Source organism: Bradyrhizobium sp. LB8.2, assembly GCF_040548035.1.
Taxonomy (GTDB): domain Bacteria; phylum Pseudomonadota; class Alphaproteobacteria; order Rhizobiales; family Xanthobacteraceae; genus Bradyrhizobium.
Map to the genome: position 1 here is coordinate 16,703 of NZ_JBEPQV010000029.1, position 19,971 is coordinate 36,673.

The following is a 19,971-nucleotide window of genomic DNA, read 5'->3' on the forward strand; positions in this document are numbered from 1 at the left end:
GGTCAGTTGCACACGAAATGTTGCTTGACGGCGTGCTTGGTCACGAAGCCATAGCCGCAATTGTCGCAGGTCCAGAGATAGCTGATCACGTGGTCCGACACATACGCTGAAGCTTCGGCTGCGACCATGGAGTCGGCGCAGACGGGACAGGTAGGCAACGCGCTACAACGCGGATAGCGGTGGTGTGTGACGGTCGACAACACTTCAGCGACTGCTGACATCGTGGTGACCTTCCTGCTTCGAGACGTAAGTCTAACATAAGCAGAATCAGTTGACGAGGTCGCAACACAAATGCGTTGGTTTTCTGATAATTAAAGCTCACGCGATTTTGCGATGCAGCGTATTTAACATGTTGCCGCAATGTCGCTTGCCTGTCGTCGCAGGCTGTCTGTAACTGCGCAAGAGACGCGACAGAAGCGCAAATTGTCGTCACACGGAGTTCATCATGGACGCATCGTCCAGCACGGGTGCAGCGCACCAACCCGGCCGCGGCCGGATCTACGACTCGATCGTCGATGCTTTTGGCGACACGCCGGTCGTTCGCCTGCGACGGCTGCCGGCCATGCACGGCGTCAACGCGACCATTTTGGCAAAACTTGAATACTTCAATCCGGCCGCCAGCGTGAAGGACCGCATCGGCGCGGCCATGATCATCGCCATGGAGAAGGCCGGCATCGTCAAGCCCGACACCGTGCTGATCGAGCCGACCTCCGGCAATACCGGCATCGCGCTGGCCTTCGTCGCGGCGTCGCGCGGCTACAGGCTCAAGCTGGTCATGCCGGAGTCGATGTCGATCGAACGGCGCAAGATGCTGGCCTTTCTCGGCGCTGAGCTCGTGCTGACACCGGCGGCGCAGGGCATGAAGGGCGCGATCGCGACGGCCGAAGAGCTGTTGAAGACGACGCCGAATTCGGTGATGCCGCAGCAGTTCAAGAATCTCGCCAATCCCGAGGTGCATCGCCGTACCACCGCGGAGGAGATATGGAACGACACCGGCGGCAATATCGATTTCTTCGTCGCTGGCGTCGGCACCGGCGGCACCATCACCGGCGTCGGCCAGGTGCTCAAGCCGCGCAAGCCCTCGCTGCGGGTGGTCGCGGTCGAGCCCGAGGAAAGTCCGGTACTGTCGGGCGGCCAGCACACGGCGCACAAGATCCAGGGTATCGGCGCCGGCTTCGTGCCCGACATCCTCGACCGTTCTGTGATCGACGAGATCGTCAAGATCAACTCGACGACGGCGATCGAGGCCTCCCGCGCGCTGGCGCGGCATGAGGGTATTCCTGGCGGCATCTCCTCCGGCGCTGCCATTGCGGCTGCGCTACAGATCGGCAAGCGGCCGGAAGCTGCGGGAAAAACCATCCTGGCTATAGTGCCGTCCTTCTCCGAGCGGTATCTTTCGACGGCACTGTTTGAGGGAATCTAGGACATGGCTGATCAACCACCGAGGCGGCCGCGCACGCTCGGCGATGCCAGGACCGAGGCCGAGGCGGCGTTCAAGAAGGTGACGACCAAGGTCGCAGTGGCGCCGCCGAAGCAGAACGTAGCACCGGGGGTCAAGGAGCAGGTCACGCTGCGGATCGATCAGGACCTGCTGGAGCATTTCCAGGCAGGTGGACCCGGCTGGCAGGACCGCATCAACGACGCGTTGCGGAAAGCCGCTGGGAAGTAGGCGCCAGCTGGCTGAGGGACTCGCAACGAAAAAGCCCGGCGCGAACCGGGCTTTTGTGCTTGCGATCGGGTCCTCGCCTCAGCGGCGGAACATGCCGCCCATCATGCCGCCGACGACACCGCCGACGAAGGCCGCGCCGGGATCGCCGCCGCCGCTGCGATGCTGGGCCGGTGCGCTCGGGGCAGGGGCGCTGGCGCGCCGGGCTGGTTTCGCGCTTTCGTCGCTCGCCGTCGGCGTGGTGGCCACGATCTCGGACAGCAGGGCCTTGTGCTGGAGCTTGTTGAGATAGCCGGTCGACGGATAGCCACGTGCCGCCTGCCAGCGCTTGAGCACCGTACGGGTGTCGTCGCTGAAGGCACCGGTGACCTTGATGTCGAAGCCGAGCCCCGTCAGGCGGCGCTGCACGTCGCGGCGCTGACCTTTGTCGAGGCCGATCTGGTCCTCGGTCAGCTGGCTGGCGTCGTCGGTGAAGGTCGCGGGATCGACACCGGCGTTCAGGTTACGGGTCGTCGTCGACGGGCCGCTCTTGATCGCGGCGAGCCGCGCCAGCGCCAGCGCCTTGAACTGGCCGTTTGGGTAGGCGGAGAGGTAGGCGTTGAGTTCTTCCGGCTTGTTGCTCTCCTTGACCGAGCGCCAGTATTCGAGCTCGACACCGTCCGAATTGCCGCCGGTCGCCGCAGGCACGACGCCAGCCGCCGTCGGTGCCGCATTGGCAACCTGGGTCGTGGGCGCCTGGTTGAGATACACTGCGCCAATCAGATTGGTGTGGCCCCAGGGCAGCTGACCCTTGTGGGTCTCCTCGTTGACCTGGGCGCGCACCGACGTCATCGCCTGCTGGATCTCGATACCAGGCTTGGTGATGTTGTCGATCAGCGCACGGGTGAACGGGCTGTTGTTGCCCTCCTGGCCGTCGAGCGCGGTCTGGCCCGGGCCGGTGGCGAACGCGATCAGCGTGCCTTCGCCGGACTTCATCTCGGCAAGACCGCTCTGCACGTTGACGCTGCGGGTCGCGGAGTTCGACTTGATCTTGGCAGCGAACGGATTGTCGCGGCAGGCATCGAGGAAGACGAGCTTGACCTTGGCGTCGCCCATGGTCTGCTCCAGCGTCAGGTCGATGTTGATGGCGGCACCGAGCTTGACGTCCATCTCCGATTTGATGTCGGCGTCAACCGGCAGGAGATAGTTGGAGCCGCCGACCGCGATGCCGTGACCGGCATAATAGAACACTGCGACATCGGAGCCCTGCGCCTTGCGGCCGAAGTCCAGCAGCTTCTCCGTCATCTGGTCGCGGGTGAGGTTCGAACCTTCGATCACATCGAAGCCGACATTGCGCAGCGTCGCCGCCATCGCCTTGGCGTCGATCGGCGGGTTCGGCAATTGCGCGACGTTCTTGTAGGTGCCGTTGCCGACGACGAAGGCAACACGGCGGTCGGCCTTCGCGGCGCTGACCGACAACGCCATGCACATCAGCGAAGCGAGGAGGGTGAGAGTGCGCATCTGAAATCCCCAACAGAATCGAATTGCAGGCAGCAACAAATTGGCAGCAAACCTACACGAAATCGCCCGGCTCCGTGCAAGCAAAACGACCGTCACCCGTTGCTTGGCGGCGGACTGTTGCATGAGCGAATGCCCGTCCAACGTGATCCAAATCACACGGCCACTTTGTTTTGTCGCGCGAGGCCGGGCGAGGTTCACTGCGCGCGGGCGGGAACTGCTGAAGCCGGCTTCAAATTCAGGAGATTACCGCACAGGATCAGCGCCGCGCCGAATACGGTCCAGGCATCGAGCCGCTCCGAATAGAGCAGCCAGCCGACGGTTGCCGTGAGTGGAACCCGCAAAAAGTCCATCGGCACCACGATGGTCGCATCTGCGTACCTGAGCGCGCTGGCGAGGCAGTAGTGCGAAAAAGTGCCGCACACGCCGATGACGAAGAGCCAGCCCCACAGCGAGGCCGACGGCCAGGTCCAGACATAGAGCGTCGGCAGCAGGCCCACGACAAACTGCACCACAATCATCCAGAACAGGATCGACAATGCGCTCTCCGTCCGGGTCAGCGATTTCGCCAATATCATGGAGATGCTGAAGCCGATCGCGGCCCCCAGCGCGATCAACTGGCCCGGATTGATCTCGCCGGTGGCGGGCCGCACGATCATGACGACGCCGACGATGCCGAGCGCGATGGCGGCGATCTTCCAGACGCTCATGTGTTCGGACAGGAAAGTTGCGGCCAGCAGCGCCGTCCAGATCGGCATGGTGAATTCAATTGCCACCACCTGGCCGATTCCGATCAGCGTCAGTGCGTAGAACCAGCCGAGCTGTGCGAAATAATGGACCCCGTTGCGCGCGAGGTGCTGGGGCAGGCGCTTGGTCGCGACCGCCTTGAAGCCTCCGGCCCGGTAGATGATCGGCAGGAGGAGCGTGAACCCGATCACCGAGCGCACTTCCATGATTTGAAAAACATTCAGCTCGCGCGTGGTCTCGCGCCCGGCCACCGCCATGACCAGCATCAGCGACAGCCAGCCGGCCATCCACAGGGCAGCCATCGTTTTGGACGGTGTCGTGTTCATCGGCGCTGGTGTGGGAGGCGAGGGTCCTGAGGGAGGGCCGGTATCGGCGACATCGCCGCCGTTTGCAACGGCCAAATCTGCGGATGCAGCGATGCAGGGCGGCGTGCTAAGGCATCAGCGACCAAGGACTAAAAACGGAAGGGCTTCGCTCATGCAGATATTGCAGCCGGCCGAGTGGAAAAAACCGCGCGGCTTTTCCCATGGTGTCGTGGCCGAGGGGCCGGGCCGCTGGGTGGTGCTGGCCGGGCAGACCGGCGGCGACGAGACCGGCAATTACGCGCCTGACATGGCGGCGCAGGTCGGGGCCGCGCTGAAGCGGATCATCAAGCTCCTGGGCGAGGCCGGCGCCGGCCCCGAGCACATCGTCCGCCTGACTTGGTACCTGACCAGCCGCAGCGAATATGAGGCAGCCGGGGCCGGCATCGGCGCGGCCTGGAAGGAAACGCTGGGGCGCAATTTCCCGCCCTCGACCTTGCTCTACATCGGCGGTCTCGTGGACGACCGGGCCAAGGTCGAGATCGAGGTCACGGCGTTCGTGCCGAACGCATAAAAAAACGACCCGGCGAGGTCGCCGGGTCGATTGTAATTTGCTTGTATCGGCTTAGCGCGTCAGCGAGATGTTGGCGCCGCGGAACTGGCTGTCGGCGCGCATCGTGACGATTTGCTTGTTGCCGATCGTCTTCAGCGAGATGTTGGCGTTGAAGCCGGCGGCGGAGGCGACCAACTCGTAGTTTCCTCCGGCGCCGCGGCCCGAAAGCGAGCCAGAGATGTTGCGGCTGGCCTCGGACCAGCTGCCGGCGATGGCGCTGCCTTCAGCCCTGACGCTGGCGCCGAGGTTGAACTTGTAGGCGTCGCTGGCACAGGTCAGCGCCATCTCCATCGTCGGTCCGATCGGGATGTATTTGGCCCGGCAGCGAATCCGCTCGCTCGAGCCGTCATCCAGGGTGACCGTGCCGGAGCCACTCCAGCTGCCCGCAAGCGGGGCGAACGGGCCGGACTGCGCCTTGCTCTCAGAGATCGCAATGCCTGCCGCAAATAAAACGGCGGCCGCGATCAGAAGCCGCCGGCTTAGGCCGGTGGTCCCGAATTGCTTATTGGCGCGATGCTTGCCATCGCCCGCTGCACGGTATGCCTGCAGATGCTCCATTCCACTTTCCCGATCCGGCGTTGCCGCTGAGTTGACCGTTGGCATATGCGCCATTGATCGAAACTTTCACAAGACCCTCCCGGCCGATGGTGCCGGAAACGTTAGCGCCGGGGGCGCTGATCCTGCCGTCGGCAACCGTCAGCAACGAGCTTGCGGTCGGCTCGCAGGAACCGCTCTTGGTGACGATGGTGACCTGCCAGTTGCCGTCATAGGGGGTCTGGGCGAAAGCGGGCGCGGCGAGGGTGATAACTGAGGCGGCACAGAACGCCGCAATGCGAGCAAAACGCATGAATTTGGTCCTTGAATCTGTCTGATATACTGACGCTTATTGGGACCAAATGTGACGGAAATTTGTTGCAATGCCAAATCGAAAATTGTTCCAGTGGAAACAATGGTTTATTTGCATTTCCGGCTGCAATTTTCGAAGCAGAATCAACGCCCCTTCACGTTAAGGGTAAACGTCAGGAGAGCGACTCAGGAAAGAGCTGGCGCCGAGGTCGCGAACTGCTCGTCCTGAATCTTGGACGGCAGCGCCTTGTGGACCTTGGCATAGTCGATCACGTCGGCCAGCAATTTGAGCCCGAGCGGGGCAAGTGCGCGCTCCCACAGCTCCCGTGCCGTCTCGCCCTTCTTGACGAAGCACCATTCCTGGGCGGCGATGGCGCCGGCGTCCATGCGGTCGGCGAGGTGATAGATCGTGCCGCCGGCGATCGGATCGCCTTCCTTGATAGTCCATTCCACGGCGGCCTTGCCGCGATGGCGCGGCAGCAGCGAGGGATGATAGCCGATCCCGCCCAGCTTCGCCGCGGCGAGCGCGTCCTTGCCGATCCGGGCATGGCTGTGCGCAGTGACGATCAGATCGGTGTCGGGGGCGATCTCGGAGGCCACCACCAGCTTGGGGTCGGCCTGGACCATGACGTCGATGCCTGCCGCCCGGGCTGTCGCGGCGAGGCGATCCTCCGCGTCGGCCACTACGACCCGAACGATCGAGACACCGTGCTCCCGGAACATGTTCAGGGTGGTCACGCCGAAATGGCGGGAGCCGACGAGGGTAATGCGCATGGGGGTCCGATCCGTCTCGCAACTGCGTCATCCCCCGATACCATGTCCGGACGTCCTGTCACCACCCGCGCGGCGTTTGCGCCGGTTATCAACAATGCACCGGGGCCCAGATGCGCGATAAATTCGTCGATTGCGGAGCCGGCCGGTCCGGTGCTTCCATGGGCGCTTGGCACCGGCTTGGAGCGAGCGCATGCGAAGTGCGTGGCTTGTCATTCTCGCGGCACTGATCGCGACCACTCCGGCGCGCGCCGGCGGACCACCCTATCCGGCGGTCCCGCCTGAGGTTGGGGTGGCGCCCTTCATCGGCCCGACCTGGGACACCTATGGCTGCGCGGAAGGGCCGGTGACCAACTTTTAGAGCCGCCGGCACTTTATCGCGGCTACGCGTACCGGCCGTATTACCGCTACAGCGCCTACCGCAGGGCTGCCGCGTCCATACTTCTGCGTCACGGACTAGCGTTGCCGCGCCGCCACGCTCGGACGGCAAGTGATGAATATGCCGGTTCCTGTGTGTCGTTTTTAACATAGAGGACCCCGGTTTGCCGATAGAACATGGACCGACCGGGGCTGGCGAAATTTCAACCCGTATCCGTTTTCGAACCCGGCTTTGGCCGCTGGCATGATCGCCAGCGGCTTTTTCGTGCTGGGCCATCACGAAAGCATCGGACGGTAATACGATCTCAACCAGCTTGGCGTATCGACGAATCCGTCGCGGATTTGTATTGCGTACCGCGACACCGAAATTGTCCCGCCGGCGTGGTGCGTCGTGCGGGCTTTTTTGCCGGGACCGATTTCATGCCGAGCGCGATTGAGCAGATCGTCGACGTCTATGTCCGACTGAAGAACCGGCGCGGCCTCGACCAGCTGATGATGCACAGACAGCGGCTCGCGGTCGACCTGAAGAGCAGGTCCGGCTACGATTTCAGCCTGCCGATCGGTCAGATCGACGATGAGATCGCGATCATCGAGGCGGGCCTCAGCCGGCTCAAGGCTGAATCCGCGGACCTCGGCGCGACGCATCCGATCTGACGCGCTCAGTCGCGCCGGCCGCCGTCGATGACGGTGAACAACGGCCGTGCCGTGGTCGGCTCGACCAGCAATTCCTCCACCAGCGCGGTCGCCGCATCGACATATTTGCGCGTCGGCTTGTCGAGGGCGCGCGCGGCCTCGTCGTCAAGCGCGACCTTTGCGGCCTCGACCAGCTTGCGCATCCGCGCCGCATGCTCGTCGCCCGCCGTCAGCGTCGCGCGCGCCAGTGAGCGCAGCACGAACAGCTCGCCTTCGAGGCGGAGCAGACGGTCGTTGAGCCTGGTGAGGACGGCGTTGAGGTCGGCCATGGCGCGCGTTCGTTTTCGGAAGATCCATCCTGCTCTAGCGGCGATCGGTGAACGGAGTCCAAACGGCATCGGCGCAATTGCGGCGATCTCCCTTCAGGCCCCGGTTCGCGCCAGATAGTCGCGCGCGAAGGCGAGATACCAGTCGAGGCAGGCGGGATTGGCCATCGCCTCCCTGTTGATGACCTTTTCGACGGGCTGGCCGAGCAGCAGCTTCTTGATCGGCAGCTCCTGCTTCTTGCCCGAGAGCGTGCGCGGAATCTCGGCGACTGCGAAAATTTCGTTCGGCAGGAATCGCCGGGAGAGGCCAGCCTCGATCGCCTTGTTAATCCTCGCCCGCATCGCGCCGTCGAAGGCGACGCCGTCGCGCAGTACGACGAACAGCGGCATGTAGCTGTCGCGGCCGAGATATTCGAGATCGACGACGAGCGAGTCGAGCACCTCCGGTAAGGCTTCGATCGCGGAGTAAAGTTCGCTCGTACCCATGCGCAGGCCGTGCCGGTTGATCGTGGCGTCGCTGCGGCCATAGATGATGCAGGAGCCGTCCGGGTCGACCTTGAGCCAGTCGCCGTGCCGCCACACCGGCCCGCGGCCGCTGCCGTCGAAATTGTCCGGATAGGTCTCGAAATAGCTTGCGCGATAGCGCGCATCGCCCTTGTCGTTCCAGAAATAGAGCGGCATCGACGGCATCGGCTCGGTGCAGACGAGCTCGCCGACCTCGTCGATGACGGCGCGGCCCTGTTCGCTGAAGGCCTCCACGGCAGCACCCAGCAGACGGCACTGCATCGCGCCCGGCGTCTGCGGCAGTTCGCGGTTGCCGCCAATGAAGGCGCCTGCGAAATCGGTGCCGCCGGAGATGTTGGCCCACCAGATATCGGCCTGGGCCTTGCTGCCGTTGGTCTTCGAGAGCGCCGCGAAGCGGTTGTTGAACCAGGCTTGCGTGTCGGCATTGAGCGGAGAACCGGTCGAGCCGAGACAGCGCAATCGCGACAGATCACCGGCGGCGAGGTCGATTTCGGCCTTGGCGCAGTTGGCGAAGAACGCCGCGCCCGCACCGAAGAAGGTCGCTTTCGACTGCGCAACGAAGCGCCACAGCGTGGTCCAGTCCGGCTTCTCCCTGGCGCCGCCGGGACTGCCGTCGAAGATGCAGCAGGTGGTGCCGTTGAGCAGGCCGCCGACCTGGCTGTTCCACATGATCCAGCCGGTCGAGCTGTACCAGTGATAGCGCTCGCCGAACGAGTTCTCGTGGTAGGAGCAGCCGAGATCGTTGTGCAGTCCCAGCAGCGCCAGCACCACGATGACGATGCCGCCATGGCCGTGCACGATCGGCTTCGGCAGGCCCGTGGTGCCGCTGGAATAGACGATCCAGAGCGGATGGTCGAACGGCAGCCAGGCCGGTTCGAACGTGTCGATCGCCGCACTTGTCCTTGCAAGGATATCGGCGAGCAGGGCGTCCGGCGCTGCGGGCGCGACGGCCTCGCTGTGCAGGATGACGTGCTCGACCGTCGGCAGCGATCGCCGCAGCTCGGCGAGGATGTCTTTGCGATCGTGCAGTCGGCCGGCATAGGTGACTGCGTCGCAGGCGATCAGCACTTTCGGCTCGATCTGCTTGAAGCGGTCGATCACGGCGGGTGCCGCCATATCGGGCGCGCAGACGCTCCAGATCGCGCCGATGCTGGCGCTCGCCAGGAATGCGATGATGGTCTCGGGGATGTTGGGCAGGTAGGCAGCCACGCGATCGCCGGGCTTGATGCCTTCTTCTTTCAGATGCAGCGCGAGCGCTGCCGCCTTGCGCCGCAGCTCCGGCCAGCTCGTCTCTTTAAGCTTGCCGTCCTCGCCGCTGCTGACAATCGCGGGCAGGCCGGCGGCGTCGGCCGCGTCCACATGACGGAACACCTGCCGGGCATAGTTGACCTGGGCGCCGCGAAACCAGACCGCGCCGGGCATCTTGCGCTCGGTGATGGCGGCCTGGAACGGCGTCGGCGATTGCAGATCGTAATAGTCCCAGATGCTGCGCCAGAAGCCGTCGAGATCGCGCACCGACCATTGCCGCATGTCCTCGTAGCTGGCGAAGGTGAGGCCGCGCTGCTCGGCGAGCCAGGTGCGGTAGAGGGCGATCTGGGGAACGAAAGCTGCGGTCATTGCGTGTCGGCTTCGGTTGCGGGGAAGGGGAGTTTATCCGTTGCGGCGGAGCAGCAGAAGCCGCACTTCGCGCAGGCAGCGTTGACGGCAGTAGCGGGCTGCGTCCGCCAGGAACACGTTTGAGTGGCGTAACGCGACTGCTTCAAAGGGTTCGTCGTTTCAACCTACCGCCCCACGTCTGCCCAGCGCCTTCCGAACACCGGCGGCTTGGTCTTCACCGCTTCCCAGCCAAAGAAATGATGCTTGCCGGACCAGGTGTGCACCACGCCGCTACAGATGCTGCACTTGAAGCTGCCGGAATGCGCTTCGGCGTGCTCTTCCCTCGTCGCGGTGTAGTTCATGCTGCAACCCGCGCAGGTGAATTCTTCAATCGTCCAGATGCTGTTGGCCATTGCACCGAAAGTGGTTTGGGGGATCTCAATGAAAGCGTAGGTGCACGGCTTTGCATCGGCGTAAACCCGCCGGCCGAAATCCGGTTAATCGTCGTTAGCCAAACCGCCTTCGCCCGGAGCGGGCCCTGTCGCCGACGGCATAGGCGTAGCGCCAATAGCCCGGTGCGGCGTTTCGCTTCAGCGAAAAGTGGATGCCGCGGTGAATTCCCGTGTGTGCGACAGGATCTCTGGGACGGCGCGCCATGCTCTCGGAATGCCGAATGGCCCGATGCGTTCCTAATCGCCAGGCTCGGGCTGGACCGGTCGTCTTGACGCCGGATGCGCGGCTGGCAATAACGCTGGACCGAGCAAGTGCCGGAACCCGCGTCAATGCCGCAAGGAAAGCCGTGCCCGTGAAAAGTCTCCGTCAACTCCTGACGGGCGAGGACATCATCCAGCTCGTGATCCGGGTCGGCCTGCTCGGCCTGTTGATCATCTGGACCTTCCTGATCATCCGCCCCTTCGTGCCGATCCTTGCCTGGAGCGGCGTGCTCGCGGTCGCGTTCTACCCGGCCTTCAGCTGGGTCGCCAAGATCCTCGGCGGCCGGCCCAAGACCGCAGCGGCGATCCTGACCCTGATCACGCTCGGCATCGTCATTGGCCCTGCGACCTGGCTCGGCATCAGCGCAGTAGATGGCGTGCGCGAGCTGGCGCGCCAGCTCGGCACCGGCGACCTCGCGCTTCAGTCGGCGCCCGAGCGGCTCAAGTCGTGGCCGCTCATTGGCCCCTGGCTATTCGACCTCTGGGAGCAGACCTACAACAACATCCGCGCGGTGCTGCACGAGGTGGCGCCGTATCTCCAGCCGTTGGCGGGACCGTTGCTTGGACTCGCGGGAGACGCCGGCGTCGGCACGCTGCAGTTCCTGGTCTCGGTGTTCGTGGCCGGCTTCCTGTTTCCGCACGGGCCGCGGCTGGTTGCGGCCGGCCGCGGCTTCCTGTTTCGCATCGTGCCCGAGCAGAGCGAGCATTTCCTGGGACTCGCGGGCGCCACCATCCGCGCCGTGGCGCAGGGCGTGATCGGCGTCGCGATCGTGCAGGCGCTGCTGGCCGGAATCGGCTTCAAGCTCGCCGCCGTGCCGAGCGCAGGCCTGCTCGCCTTCATCGTGCTGCTGCTCTCGATCGTGCAGATCGGCGCCTTTCTGGTGCTGCTGCCGGTGATCATCTGGATCTGGACCGCCAAGGACGTTACCACGGCGCTGCTGCTCACCGTGTTTCTCGTCCTCGTCGGCTTCCTCGACACCATGTTGAAGCCGCTCGTCATGGGGCGCGGCCTGACCACGCCGACCATCGTGATCTTCGTCGGCGTGATCGGCGGCACGCTCGCCCACGGCATCGTCGGCCTGTTCATCGGGCCGATCATCCTGTCCGTGGCCTGGGAGATGATGATGGCCTGGATCAGGACGGAGGACCGGGCAGAGGCGGGGGCAGGGGCAGGGGAAAGAGCGGGGCAAAAGGCGGACGAGGCCTGATCTCGGGCCTCGAACGGCGCGATCGGCCTGCCGTAACCCGTCGGACCTGAGGGTCCAGCGGCCTGTGATCAAGCGGCGGGCTGAACTTGTCTATTCGACTAGACAAGTTACCATGGGTCCGATTCTGTTTTCGATTACGGCGGAAATGGCGAAGTCTTCCAAGCTGGTAGCCGCCAAGCGCGGCAAGGTATTGTTGGTCAGACGCCGGTCGGACGGGCTGTGGATGTTCCCGGGCGGCCGCAAGCGCGCGCGCGAGTCCGACAAGGACTGCCTGCGGCGGGAGATCAAGGAAGAGCTGCCCAAACTGAAGCTCGGCCGGATTAGCCTCTGGAAGGAAGTGACGGCCAGGAACAAGCGCTCCGGCCGCAAGATGAGCGATGCGATCTTCATCGCGAAGGGGGCCAAAGGCAGGCTCGCGATCGGCGACAAGAACGAGCTCGACCGCGCCGCCTGGCAGAAGCCGCGCGGCATCCGCCTGACGCCGACCTCGCGCTATATCCGCGACCGCCTGTTTCCGAGGAAGCCCCGGCGGGCGTAAGCTACTCCTCGTCCTCCGACGGCTGCTGCGTCCGTCCGGCGTGGGACCGCGAAGAATTGACACGGGCCTGCGGCGCGGATGCCCTCGCCATTTCGGTTTCGCGCTGCTCCTTGCGGGCCTTGCGCGCGCGCTTCATGGCCTGCTTGACCTGAGGGTTCGGCGAGTCCTCCGCGAAGAACAGCACCACCTCGCAGCTCGGACATTGCCTGGAATAGCCGTCCTGCAACCGTCCGGCGCGATCGCGGAATACGGTCTTGCAGCGCGTGCACTGAATCTGGACGAAACTCATCCGCGGTCGACAATGACTGATGGAAATGGATCGTCAGGTGATCCCAAATGTCTGAAGAAAGCTTGAATGCTTCCGGGACTTCACCGGCAGGTCTTTCCGCAGCCGGCGCGAATGTGCTGGCCGTGTTCGCAAAACCTGGCCGGCCAAACATCATCTGCCCGTCGCCACAAGCTGAGATATCAAGCCGTTTGATCAGGCGCTATTGCTTGGCCGCTATCGTGTCCAGGCAATGGTTGAGATAGACGGTGCGATCCCTCGGCAGCACCTTCTCGAGATCTGCCTTTAGCGCGCATTCGCGCTGCCGCATCTGCTCGGCCCGCCGCTTCTCGGCCGCCTCGCGGTATTCGGGAGCAACCTTGTTGGGATCGACGAGGGCCTGCGAGCGGGCGGGAGCGGTAGCAAGCAATGCAATCACGGCGATGAAGATGAACGGTTTCAAATGAGCCTCCTGAAAAAGGCTCATGCTAGCGCTCGGGCGGCGAGGGCTCAAACGGCAAGTTCGGTGAGACGACCGACAGCGCGGCCTGTCCGCGCAGGGTCGCTAGCGGCTGGTGGAGCCGGCTTCGACTACCTGAAGTTTGGCTAAGTGAAGTCCGTCACTTCGGGACGTGGTCGATCTTGTGCCCGAGATGCCCGGTGTCGTGATCGCGACGCAACTGGCTCAGCGACGTCTCGTTCAATTGTTGCAACACTTCATTGAGTTCAGTCGTATCCGGATAACCGGCGGCAAAACCCTTTCCGTAGATCTTGCGCAACGTGCCGACCAGCGTGTTGCCGTGCTTCTTGCTGATCGCGCCATCCTTGTCCCGGTGGCGACTATCCAGGCCGTGCTCCTTCATATGCTTCTCCCTGAGTGGCGTCTGCGCGCCTGGGGGCAGCGTGCTCCCAAACGAGTTGATTGGCAACGGCATGGCACGCGGGAGTGGAGGTCGGCTCGCGCTTCCATCTCTTGGCTGTGAAGCCGCGTCGGATTGCGGTTGGACGGTTGGCGTATCACATAGACCCGAGCGGTTGCTTGATGGGAGCCGATACGATGCGCTCTGTTTTGGCCATGGGCCTCTTGATCGTGCTGTGCACGTCTGCAAGCGCCGCAACGGTGCATCACGCCCGTGCGGGCAATCCTGCGACACGCCATCCTGCGGCCGATCGTCCTCGCTCGGACGTGAATTCTCGCGCGCGCTTCGCGGTCCCCGGCTGGAGCGATGAAGCAACGGAGCGATGGCTCAATAACGCCTCGTCCAACGTCGGCCGGGGCGGATAGCCACGGGGGTGTGAAAAGTTCAGCCGAGCCGTGTGAAGCAGCTCACAAGCGGTTGTCGAGACCGCTGCTATGAAGGCCTCATTGCTTTACCGATTTATATTTCGAAAACGCCCCAGCGCAGCCACCAGGCGCTGGGGTTTTTCATGTCGATCGCCGCCACGGCCGGAGCACGCGAAGCGCGATCGGATGGGCGGGTGCTTTCTGAAAAGTGCCTAAGGCGGGACGATTAAGCGGCTTCTTCCTCAAACGATGTGTAGACTTGGCCTGCGGGATCAACGATCTGAACGTCCCGGCACCCGTCCGCGATCAGTTCTCGGGCCTTCTTGAGGGCGGCGGCGAGGGATAGCCGCTTGAGACTGACGATGCCTGCCGTGTCGAAACCGTTGATTTCAAACATGCCGCTCCTCCGATTTTCTCGAATCCTACACGTTTCGGGGGAGTTGTCTGTAGCTTTGTCGCGGTTCCGGGCAGGCGCTCCATTATCGAGAAGCAAAGCATTTGCTTCGGAGAACCGGAACTTGACCTGAAAAAGTCGGGCCTGTCCTGCGCTCAAATGGGTGCAGGGGCTACCGCAATTCTATCGCATGGACCCCGTACTCGGCCGGGGTGAGGGGGGCGCTGCCTTGAAGGATATTCAGTCGACCCAGCAGCAACACACGGCTTCGCTGCAGGAGAGCAACCAGGCATTGCAACAAAACGCGGCTGTGCTGCAGGCGGATTCGATGGTGCTGCTTTCGCTGCGACAGAGCGGACGAACGGGTCGATGTGAAGAAGGTATCTTCGCAGCTGTCCACGCTGATTGCGAAGATCGACTCGCTGCAGAGTGCAATGATGTCGGAAATGACCTCCTCCATCCCCAGAGGGCGCGCTCGCAATCGACTGGCGATGCGCAAGCGGATGGCTCCACAATCGAAATCTATGGGGCCCGTTTCGGTTGGAGGAGCTCCCTTGAGTGTGCCGGCTACAATCTCGGCCCCGGAAAGCTGAAGATAGGTCAGGCAAGTCATCTGGGACTATGTCCGCGCTCACTTGGCCGAGGGCTCGCGCCGGCGGGGCCTTTTACCCAGACTTGGAATTGCGGAATGACGGTGACAGTGCTGCTGCACTGTCACCTCGCCTGATTCCGCTGATCGCTAAAGCGATTACCAGGGCCCGCCGGTTTACGCTGGTGGGTCTTTCAATAGTAACGGCGCCTCGGTCGGCGCTCGTAGTAATCATCGCCGTAATAGCCTTGCCGGCCCTGTTGCAACTGCGGCGGAACCGTTCCGGTCGGGTAACACTGGCCGTCGCGGCTATCGATATCGGCACCGTTTCCGCAAGGAACGGGATAGTGGCCATAGCCTCTACCGCCACGATAGTACTGCCGTGCGGCCTGTTCTTGCGGTGGCAAATAGCCGTTGGGGTAGCACATGCCGTCGCGGGCACCGACGTCCCAGCCGTTGCCGCACGGCGGCGGGTGTACAGGGACACGGTATTGAACCTGATGAACCTCACCGAGCTGTAGCGCCAGCAAGATTGCGACAACGGCACCTATCATCGGATTGTCTCCCAATCGCAGTATGCCTACGCCTGAGCGGCTGAATGATCGCTGAACGGTTCACGCCGGCGCGCTCCCCAGCTCAGTCAAGTCTTTTCGTTCGACCGCAGCAGTTGCGGAGAGAAAATGGCTGGATCGATCTTCCACGACATCGAGCGGCTGGCGGCTGTCTGATGTTCGCACTACGCTCTCGGGACCCGCCCGTTCACGCTGGCGGGTCTTAACCTAGCTTTAGGAAACCGTTGTCCGGCGGCTTCCTGTCAGATAAAAAGGAAGCCTCCGCTAGCGTCAGTTGCGTCCGTGAGTCATGATTACGTACAAGCAGTACCATATCCAGCACGTTGAGCACGGCCCCAGGCGTTGGGTTGCCCGCATCACGCGGGCAGATGGTGGGAAAATCCGCACTGTCCTACCGGCGTCTGAGCATGCCTATCTCGAAACGAAGCCGACAGAGTCCGCCGAGGAAGCCGAGGAGCTTGCGAAGGAAGGCATCGACTTCGGCGGCGTGGTGTAGTCCGCCGTCGCAATCGGGGCCTTTTCATCTGCTCTCGCGAACAGCCATTGATTTATCTTGGTGAGCGCGCTGGGGCTCGAACCCAGGACCCCGTGATTAAAAGTCACGTGCTCTACCGGCTGAGCTACGCGCTCCCATGGCCGCTGATGGCTTTCAAAGAGATCGCCATCGTGTTCGGACATTCGAGAAGCATGTCTTGCTGCCACGCTCTACTTGCGTCGCGGGGAAAACCGGCTGTTCTCCGGATCATGCTTTCGGCCCGCGCTGTGTAGGGGGATGGGGCGCGGAGGTCAATAGCAGGGGTGGCTGCCAAAACTCGCGGCAGAAGCGGGGATTTGCTCGCCGCTTCCGTGGCTTAAGTCGGGATTTTCAACTTGATTGGCGGACCGTCATCCACGCCGAAGAGCGAGGATGGCTTACCGGCCGAGGGCCTCGCCCGCGCCGCAAGGTCGTCTCGCCGTCAGTTCGCTTCGCGCCGGACCTCGTTCGGCAACGGCTGCGGCGTGCCGGCGGGGTTCGGCAGCGCGACGGGGCGCAAGCCGATCAGCTCGGCGGTGCGGATCGCGCTGTCGCGCCAGAACTGGAACGAGTTGATGCGGCTGAGCTCGAGGATGGCGATGGCGACCGCTGCCAGGAACGGCAGGCTTTGCAGCACCAGCACGCCCGCGAAGATGTAGATCTCGGTGATCTGGCGATAGCTGTTGGAGGCGACCAGCACGCCGGCGCCGATCAGGAGCAGGGCGCCGATCACGGCCTCCCAGAACGCCTGGAACTCTATCGACATCCGGGACAGGCCACCTTTGGAGGTGCGCGCGAACGCGATGTGCTCGGTGATCAGTCCTTGCGCGACCGCGCGCGACACCGTCCATTGCACGCTCATTGCCGCGATCATGGCGCCCAGCATCTGGCCGGGCTTGATCGCGACGCGCGCACGGTACATCGACAAAAAGTGCGCGAGCGAGACGATGAAGGCGCCGATGATCGGCAGCGTCAAAATCTTGTCGGGGATGGCGATGTCGGCGAAGGCAACGATCGGCACCCAGATGAGGTTGAGCAGCGCCACGACCACGCCGAGGCTTTCGGCCCCAAGCCAGTTCAGCCAGCCGAGACCATATTCGCGCTTCTGGTCAGCCGTCAGCCGACTCTTTCCGGGCAGGAAGTTCCGCCAGTGCTTCTTGACGATCTGGAGGCCGCCATACGCCCAGCGATGGCGTTGCTTCTTGAAGGCCTCGTAGGTGTCGGGGAGCAGGCCCTGACCGTAGCGGTGGTTGGTGTAGTGCGTGGTCCAGCCGAGTTGCTGGATCGCAAGGCCGAGATCCGAGTCCTCGCAGATCGTATCGCTCGACCAGCCGCCGGCCATGTCCATCGCGGCGCGGCGGATCAGGCACATCGTGCCGTGCACGATGATCGCGTTGGTCTCGTTGCGCTGGACCATGCCGATGTCGAAGAAGCCGGCATACTCGCCGTTCATGAGGTAGTGCATGATCGACAGATCGCCGTCGCGATGCTCCTGCGGCGCCTGCACCAGACCGACGCGCGGGTCGGCGAAGGCGGGCACGAGGTCCTTCAACCAGTCGGGATCGACGACGTAGTCGGCATCGAGGATGCCGATGATCTCGGCATCGACGGCGGTACGGTCCATCGCGATGCGCAGCGCGCCGGCCTTGAAACCCTGCACCTTCTCCGCGTTGATGAACTTGAAGCGTTCACCGAGCGTGCGGCAATGGTCCTGGATTGGCTGCCAGAAGGCCGGGTCCGGCGTGTTGTTGATGATGACGACGCATTCGTAGTTCGGATAGTTCAGCCGCGACAGCGCATCGAGCGTCTGCTTGAGCATCTCGACCGGCTCGAAATAAGCGGGGATGTGGATCGAGACTTTTGGAAAGTAATTCTCGGGAACGTTCGCGACCGGTTTGCCCTTCGTGAGCAGCCGCTGCGGCGGCCGGCCGAACGCGACGGCGGCGATCTCGTCGATGCGCGCCATCGCAATGAGGACGAGGGGAACAAGCAGGATCATGCCCAGCGTCAGTGCGAAGGCCGAGCCGAAAATGAAATAGTGCCCGTTCCAGAACGCGAACACGGTGGCGGCCCAGGCGCCGACGCCATTGGCGGCGGCCGACAGCAGGAACGCCTGCTTCGCCGTCGGCTGTTCCAGCCGCAGGATCGGCAGCGACAACAGGACGCCGACCAGCAGCGCTATACCCATCGACTTCCAATAGTCGGGATTCTCCACCGGGCCGGTCCATGCGAATTTCGGCTCGCGGCTGGCGTTGAGGATGCCCCAGTAGGGACCGACGCCGCCTTCGAAATATTTCCAGGGCTGATCGATGGCTTCGACGATGTTGTATTCCATGCCGATGGCATCGGCGCGGCTGACGAAGTTGCGCAAGGTCAGTGCCTGCTGGAACGGACCGGGGTCGGCATTGCGCAGATTGTAGCCCGCGCTCGGCCAGCCGAACTCGGCGATCACGATGCGCTTGCCGGGGAACAGGTTACGCAACAAATTGTAGCGGTCGACGGCCTGGTCGACCGCCTGGTCCGAGCGGAAATTTTCCCAGTAAGGCAGCACGTGGGCGGCGATGAAATCGACGTTGGAGCCCAGGTCGGGGTTGTCGCGCCAGATGTTCCAGATCTCACCGGTCGTCACGGGCACGCGGACCGCGCCCTTGACCTTCTTGATCATCTCGATGAGGTCTTCGACCTTCTGCTCGCCGCGGTAGATCACCTCGTTGCCGACCACGACGCCATTCACGTTGCTGTTCTTGCGGGCGAGCTCAATGGCGGCCTTGATCTCGCGCTCGTTGCGGTCCGGGTCCTTGCCGATCCAGGCGCCGACCGTGACCTTGAGCCCGAACTCGGCGGCAATCGGCGGCACCAACTCGTTGCCTTCCGTCGCGGAGTAAGAGCGGATGGCACGCGTGAGGGTCGAGAGCTTTTTCAGATCGGCACGAATCTTGTCGGGGTCGACGTTGTTGTCGACAGCATGTCCCGGTTCGAACGGCGTATAAGACAGGCTGGGTAACAGGCCCCTAAAGTCCGGCGCAGGTTCCTTGTCGCGCAAGACTCCCCAGAGTCCGGCGTGAAGCGCGGACACAAGCAACAGAACGGCGGCGACAACCCGCATCGCGGCTAAACCAAAAGGGGCTGAGGGGGCAGGGAAGCGGATCCGACCCCGAGATCCGACCAAGTCCGCGGCAAATGGAGCATACCTCTGCCGCGCGGTTCACAACTGTCATGGCCTCATGACCGTATGAGGGCGTGGCAAATTTCGGAATACGCAGCAGTGCCAATTGCTTCTATCGCCGATCGTTCCTGAACGGAGGCTGAAACAATCGCGGCTATTTCGAGGGCACCGGTGACGGGCTTGCCGCCGGCGAGGGGCTCGCGGCCGGCTGCGGTTGCGCATTGCCTGATGTCGGCGCGGCGGGCTGCGAGGCCGCGGCGGCCGCCGCCTGCTGCGGCTGGGAGGCCGGGTTGATCCAGCAAGCGTGGACACGGCTGTCCAGGGTCTCGGCGACCTTGGGATCAATCTGGCCGCCAAAGCGGGTCAGGCAGCGGAAGGCGGCCTGGATGTGGCCGCCAGGGCAGCCGAAGCGGTCGTAGAGGTCGAGATGGCGGAATGCGGTATCGAGGTCGTCCCGCCACATCAGCCGTATCACGCGCCGGCCGAGCCAGACGCATTCGGGGTTGCCGGCCGGGCCGCTGATGACCTGGGCTGCTTCGGCGAACTCGTCGGTGCGACGCTGGTTCTGGGCGGCATCCTTGGCGGCGTCGGCGGGCTGGGCGGCTGACTTGCTCTGGTCCGGGGCGGGCGTGCCGCTCTGGGCGGAGGCGCCACCGAGACCGACCATGACGAGAAGGGAAGTAACGGCCAAGGTGGCGGCGAACTGCCGCAGGACCGCATTTCGTAACTCGAACACCCGTTGCCGCATGAATTCCCCAATATATTCACTGACCGTCCGCGCCAGGACCTCGCGGACGCGCCGGTGATGGCGTCCAAATGGGTCTCCA

Annotated in this window: 23 protein-coding genes, 1 tRNA gene and 1 pseudogene; 9 read left to right on the plus strand and 16 right to left on the minus strand. The window is 63.5% G+C overall.

Features of this window, described 5'->3' with window-relative positions; genetic code table 11:
* Positions 1-2 precede the first annotated feature (2 nt).
* A complete protein-coding gene (locus tag ABIB06_RS28760; RefSeq protein WP_354047873.1) occupies positions 3-221 on the minus strand; it encodes a hypothetical protein in 219 nt (72 codons plus the stop codon).
* A 224-nt stretch (positions 222-445) separates the two neighbouring features.
* On the opposite strand from ABIB06_RS28760, the gene cysK reads away from it, so the two are divergent.
* A complete protein-coding gene (cysK, locus tag ABIB06_RS28765) occupies positions 446-1,423 on the plus strand; it encodes a cysteine synthase A (protein ID WP_354047871.1) in 978 nt (325 codons plus the stop codon).
* A gap of 3 nt (positions 1,424-1,426) precedes the next feature.
* On the plus strand, positions 1,427-1,669 hold the full coding sequence (locus ABIB06_RS28770) for a BrnA antitoxin family protein (RefSeq protein ID WP_354047869.1): 243 nt from the start codon (positions 1,427-1,429) through the stop codon (positions 1,667-1,669).
* 78 nt (positions 1,670-1,747) lie between these two features.
* Here ABIB06_RS28770 and ABIB06_RS28775 read toward each other — a convergent pair whose 3' ends face one another.
* Positions 1,748-3,166 (minus strand): caspase family protein, encoded by a 1,419-nt coding sequence (locus ABIB06_RS28775; protein WP_354069834.1) that lies wholly within the window; start codon positions 3,164-3,166, stop codon positions 1,748-1,750.
* A 194-nt stretch (positions 3,167-3,360) separates the two neighbouring features.
* Entirely contained in the window at positions 3,361-4,236 is an 876-nt protein-coding gene (locus ABIB06_RS28780; protein WP_247343393.1) for a DMT family transporter, read from the minus strand.
* A 151-nt stretch (positions 4,237-4,387) separates the two neighbouring features.
* On the opposite strand from ABIB06_RS28780, the gene ABIB06_RS28785 reads away from it, so the two are divergent.
* Positions 4,388-4,786 carry a RidA family protein gene (locus ABIB06_RS28785; protein WP_354047867.1) on the plus strand — a complete coding sequence of 133 codons (399 nt, stop codon included), beginning with the start codon at positions 4,388-4,390 and terminating at the stop codon, positions 4,784-4,786.
* Positions 4,787-4,837: 51 nt separating this feature from the next.
* Here the strand turns inward: ABIB06_RS28785 and ABIB06_RS28790 are convergent, their stop codons facing one another.
* The 3 genes from ABIB06_RS28790 to ABIB06_RS28800 all read right to left on the minus strand — a co-directional run bounded on the left by ABIB06_RS28790 (position 4,838) and on the right by ABIB06_RS28800 (position 6,445).
* Entirely contained in the window at positions 4,838-5,383 is a 546-nt protein-coding gene (locus ABIB06_RS28790; protein ID WP_354047865.1) for a hypothetical protein, read from the minus strand.
* Positions 5,328-5,672 (minus strand): hypothetical protein, encoded by a 345-nt coding sequence (locus tag ABIB06_RS28795; RefSeq protein ID WP_247447218.1) that lies wholly within the window; start codon positions 5,670-5,672, stop codon positions 5,328-5,330. The genes ABIB06_RS28790 and ABIB06_RS28795 overlap by 56 nt, the downstream gene beginning before the upstream one ends.
* Positions 5,673-5,857: 185 nt before the next feature.
* The gene (locus ABIB06_RS28800) at positions 5,858-6,445 is read right to left on the minus strand and encodes a formyltransferase family protein (RefSeq protein WP_247343382.1); all 588 of its coding nucleotides are present in this window, start codon (positions 6,443-6,445) and stop codon (positions 5,858-5,860) included.
* A 190-nt stretch (positions 6,446-6,635) separates the two neighbouring features.
* Between ABIB06_RS28800 and ABIB06_RS28805 the strand changes: the two genes are divergently transcribed.
* Both ABIB06_RS28805 and ABIB06_RS28810 read left to right on the plus strand, forming a co-directional pair.
* Positions 6,636-6,803: a hypothetical protein gene (locus tag ABIB06_RS28805; RefSeq protein WP_247447219.1), complete on the plus strand. Its 168-nt coding sequence runs from the start codon at positions 6,636-6,638 to the stop codon at positions 6,801-6,803.
* Between the two features lie 437 nt (positions 6,804-7,240).
* Positions 7,241-7,474, plus strand: a complete 234-nt coding sequence (locus ABIB06_RS28810) for a hypothetical protein (protein WP_354047863.1) — start codon at positions 7,241-7,243, stop codon at positions 7,472-7,474.
* A 5-nt stretch (positions 7,475-7,479) separates the two neighbouring features.
* Here the strand turns inward: ABIB06_RS28810 and ABIB06_RS28815 are convergent, their stop codons facing one another.
* The 3 genes from ABIB06_RS28815 to ABIB06_RS28825 form a co-directional block, all read right to left on the minus strand.
* Positions 7,480-7,782 (minus strand): hypothetical protein, encoded by a 303-nt coding sequence (locus tag ABIB06_RS28815; RefSeq protein ID WP_247447221.1) that lies wholly within the window; start codon positions 7,780-7,782, stop codon positions 7,480-7,482.
* A gap of 93 nt (positions 7,783-7,875) precedes the next feature.
* Complete coding sequence (locus ABIB06_RS28820) at positions 7,876-9,921, minus strand: acetoacetate--CoA ligase (RefSeq protein WP_354047861.1); 2,046 nt, start codon at positions 9,919-9,921, stop codon at positions 7,876-7,878.
* 164 nt (positions 9,922-10,085) lie between these two features.
* Positions 10,086-10,313 (minus strand): hypothetical protein, encoded by a 228-nt coding sequence (locus tag ABIB06_RS28825; protein ID WP_354047859.1) that lies wholly within the window; start codon positions 10,311-10,313, stop codon positions 10,086-10,088.
* A gap of 392 nt (positions 10,314-10,705) precedes the next feature.
* Here ABIB06_RS28825 and ABIB06_RS28830 point away from each other — a divergent pair, with 392 nt between their 5' ends.
* Together ABIB06_RS28830 and ABIB06_RS28835 are read left to right on the plus strand one after the other, a co-directional pair.
* Positions 10,706-11,821: an AI-2E family transporter gene (locus ABIB06_RS28830; RefSeq protein WP_354047857.1), complete on the plus strand. Its 1,116-nt coding sequence runs from the start codon at positions 10,706-10,708 to the stop codon at positions 11,819-11,821.
* A gap of 145 nt (positions 11,822-11,966) precedes the next feature.
* Entirely contained in the window at positions 11,967-12,359 is a 393-nt protein-coding gene (locus ABIB06_RS28835) for an NUDIX hydrolase (RefSeq protein ID WP_354047855.1), read from the plus strand.
* A gap of 1 nt (position 12,360) precedes the next feature.
* Here ABIB06_RS28835 and ABIB06_RS28840 read toward each other — a convergent pair whose 3' ends face one another.
* The 4 genes from ABIB06_RS28840 to ABIB06_RS28855 all read right to left on the minus strand — a co-directional run bounded on the left by ABIB06_RS28840 (position 12,361) and on the right by ABIB06_RS28855 (position 14,306).
* Positions 12,361-12,648 (minus strand): OapC/ArvC family zinc-ribbon domain-containing protein, encoded by a 288-nt coding sequence (locus ABIB06_RS28840; protein ID WP_247447225.1) that lies wholly within the window; start codon positions 12,646-12,648, stop codon positions 12,361-12,363.
* Positions 12,649-12,847: 199 nt separating this feature from the next.
* A complete protein-coding gene (locus tag ABIB06_RS28845) occupies positions 12,848-13,087 on the minus strand; it encodes a hypothetical protein (RefSeq protein WP_354069831.1) in 240 nt (79 codons plus the stop codon).
* A gap of 157 nt (positions 13,088-13,244) precedes the next feature.
* The gene (locus ABIB06_RS28850) at positions 13,245-13,487 is read right to left on the minus strand and encodes a hypothetical protein (protein WP_247343353.1); all 243 of its coding nucleotides are present in this window, start codon (positions 13,485-13,487) and stop codon (positions 13,245-13,247) included.
* Positions 13,488-14,135: 648 nt separating this feature from the next.
* Positions 14,136-14,306: a hypothetical protein gene (locus tag ABIB06_RS28855; RefSeq protein WP_354047851.1), complete on the minus strand. Its 171-nt coding sequence runs from the start codon at positions 14,304-14,306 to the stop codon at positions 14,136-14,138.
* A gap of 220 nt (positions 14,307-14,526) precedes the next feature.
* Between ABIB06_RS28855 and ABIB06_RS28860 the strand changes: the two are divergent.
* Positions 14,527-14,896 (plus strand): annotated as a pseudogene (locus ABIB06_RS28860) (hypothetical protein); the annotation flags it as partial.
* An 857-nt stretch (positions 14,897-15,753) separates the two neighbouring features.
* A complete protein-coding gene (locus ABIB06_RS28865; protein ID WP_247447229.1) occupies positions 15,754-15,960 on the plus strand; it encodes a hypothetical protein in 207 nt (68 codons plus the stop codon).
* A gap of 58 nt (positions 15,961-16,018) precedes the next feature.
* Here the strand turns inward: ABIB06_RS28865 and ABIB06_RS28870 are convergent.
* From ABIB06_RS28870 to ABIB06_RS28880, 3 genes are all read right to left on the minus strand, one after another.
* Positions 16,019-16,094 (minus strand) — tRNA-Lys (locus ABIB06_RS28870).
* A gap of 326 nt (positions 16,095-16,420) precedes the next feature.
* Positions 16,421-19,084, minus strand: coding sequence for a glycosyltransferase (locus tag ABIB06_RS28875; RefSeq protein ID WP_354047847.1), 2,664 nt, complete (start codon positions 19,082-19,084; stop codon positions 16,421-16,423).
* Between the two features lie 214 nt (positions 19,085-19,298).
* Complete coding sequence (locus tag ABIB06_RS28880) at positions 19,299-19,892, minus strand: beta-1-3, beta-1-6-glucan biosynthesis protein (protein WP_354047845.1); 594 nt, start codon at positions 19,890-19,892, stop codon at positions 19,299-19,301.
* Positions 19,893-19,971: the final 79 nt, after the last annotated feature.

Coding starts and splice junctions, on each gene's coding strand:
- ABIB06_RS28760 (WP_354047873.1), bottom strand. CDS start 221: ATGTCAGCAGTCGCTGAAGTGTTGTCGACCGTCACACACCACCGCTAT.
- cysK (WP_354047871.1), top strand. CDS start 446: ATGGACGCATCGTCCAGCACGGGTGCAGCGCACCAACCCGGCCGCGGC.
- ABIB06_RS28770 (WP_354047869.1), top strand. CDS start 1,427: ATGGCTGATCAACCACCGAGGCGGCCGCGCACGCTCGGCGATGCCAGG.
- ABIB06_RS28775 (WP_354069834.1), bottom strand. CDS start 3,166: ATGCGCACTCTCACCCTCCTCGCTTCGCTGATGTGCATGGCGTTGTCG.
- ABIB06_RS28780 (WP_247343393.1), bottom strand. CDS start 4,236: ATGAACACGACACCGTCCAAAACGATGGCTGCCCTGTGGATGGCCGGC.
- ABIB06_RS28785 (WP_354047867.1), top strand. CDS start 4,388: ATGCAGATATTGCAGCCGGCCGAGTGGAAAAAACCGCGCGGCTTTTCC.
- ABIB06_RS28790 (WP_354047865.1), bottom strand. CDS start 5,383: ATGGAGCATCTGCAGGCATACCGTGCAGCGGGCGATGGCAAGCATCGC.
- ABIB06_RS28795 (WP_247447218.1), bottom strand. CDS start 5,672: ATGCGTTTTGCTCGCATTGCGGCGTTCTGTGCCGCCTCAGTTATCACC.
- ABIB06_RS28800 (WP_247343382.1), bottom strand. CDS start 6,445: ATGCGCATTACCCTCGTCGGCTCCCGCCATTTCGGCGTGACCACCCTG.
- ABIB06_RS28805 (WP_247447219.1), top strand. CDS start 6,636: ATGCGAAGTGCGTGGCTTGTCATTCTCGCGGCACTGATCGCGACCACT.
- ABIB06_RS28810 (WP_354047863.1), top strand. CDS start 7,241: ATGCCGAGCGCGATTGAGCAGATCGTCGACGTCTATGTCCGACTGAAG.
- ABIB06_RS28815 (WP_247447221.1), bottom strand. CDS start 7,782: ATGGCCGACCTCAACGCCGTCCTCACCAGGCTCAACGACCGTCTGCTC.
- ABIB06_RS28820 (WP_354047861.1), bottom strand. CDS start 9,921: ATGACCGCAGCTTTCGTTCCCCAGATCGCCCTCTACCGCACCTGGCTC.
- ABIB06_RS28825 (WP_354047859.1), bottom strand. CDS start 10,313: ATGGCCAACAGCATCTGGACGATTGAAGAATTCACCTGCGCGGGTTGC.
- ABIB06_RS28835 (WP_354047855.1), top strand. CDS start 11,967: ATGGCGAAGTCTTCCAAGCTGGTAGCCGCCAAGCGCGGCAAGGTATTG.
- ABIB06_RS28840 (WP_247447225.1), bottom strand. CDS start 12,648: ATGAGTTTCGTCCAGATTCAGTGCACGCGCTGCAAGACCGTATTCCGC.
- ABIB06_RS28850 (WP_247343353.1), bottom strand. CDS start 13,487: ATGAAGGAGCACGGCCTGGATAGTCGCCACCGGGACAAGGATGGCGCG.
- ABIB06_RS28855 (WP_354047851.1), bottom strand. CDS start 14,306: ATGTTTGAAATCAACGGTTTCGACACGGCAGGCATCGTCAGTCTCAAG.
- ABIB06_RS28865 (WP_247447229.1), top strand. CDS start 15,754: ATGATTACGTACAAGCAGTACCATATCCAGCACGTTGAGCACGGCCCC.
- ABIB06_RS28875 (WP_354047847.1), bottom strand. CDS start 19,084: ATGCGGGTTGTCGCCGCCGTTCTGTTGCTTGTGTCCGCGCTTCACGCC.
- ABIB06_RS28880 (WP_354047845.1), bottom strand. CDS start 19,892: ATGCGGCAACGGGTGTTCGAGTTACGAAATGCGGTCCTGCGGCAGTTC.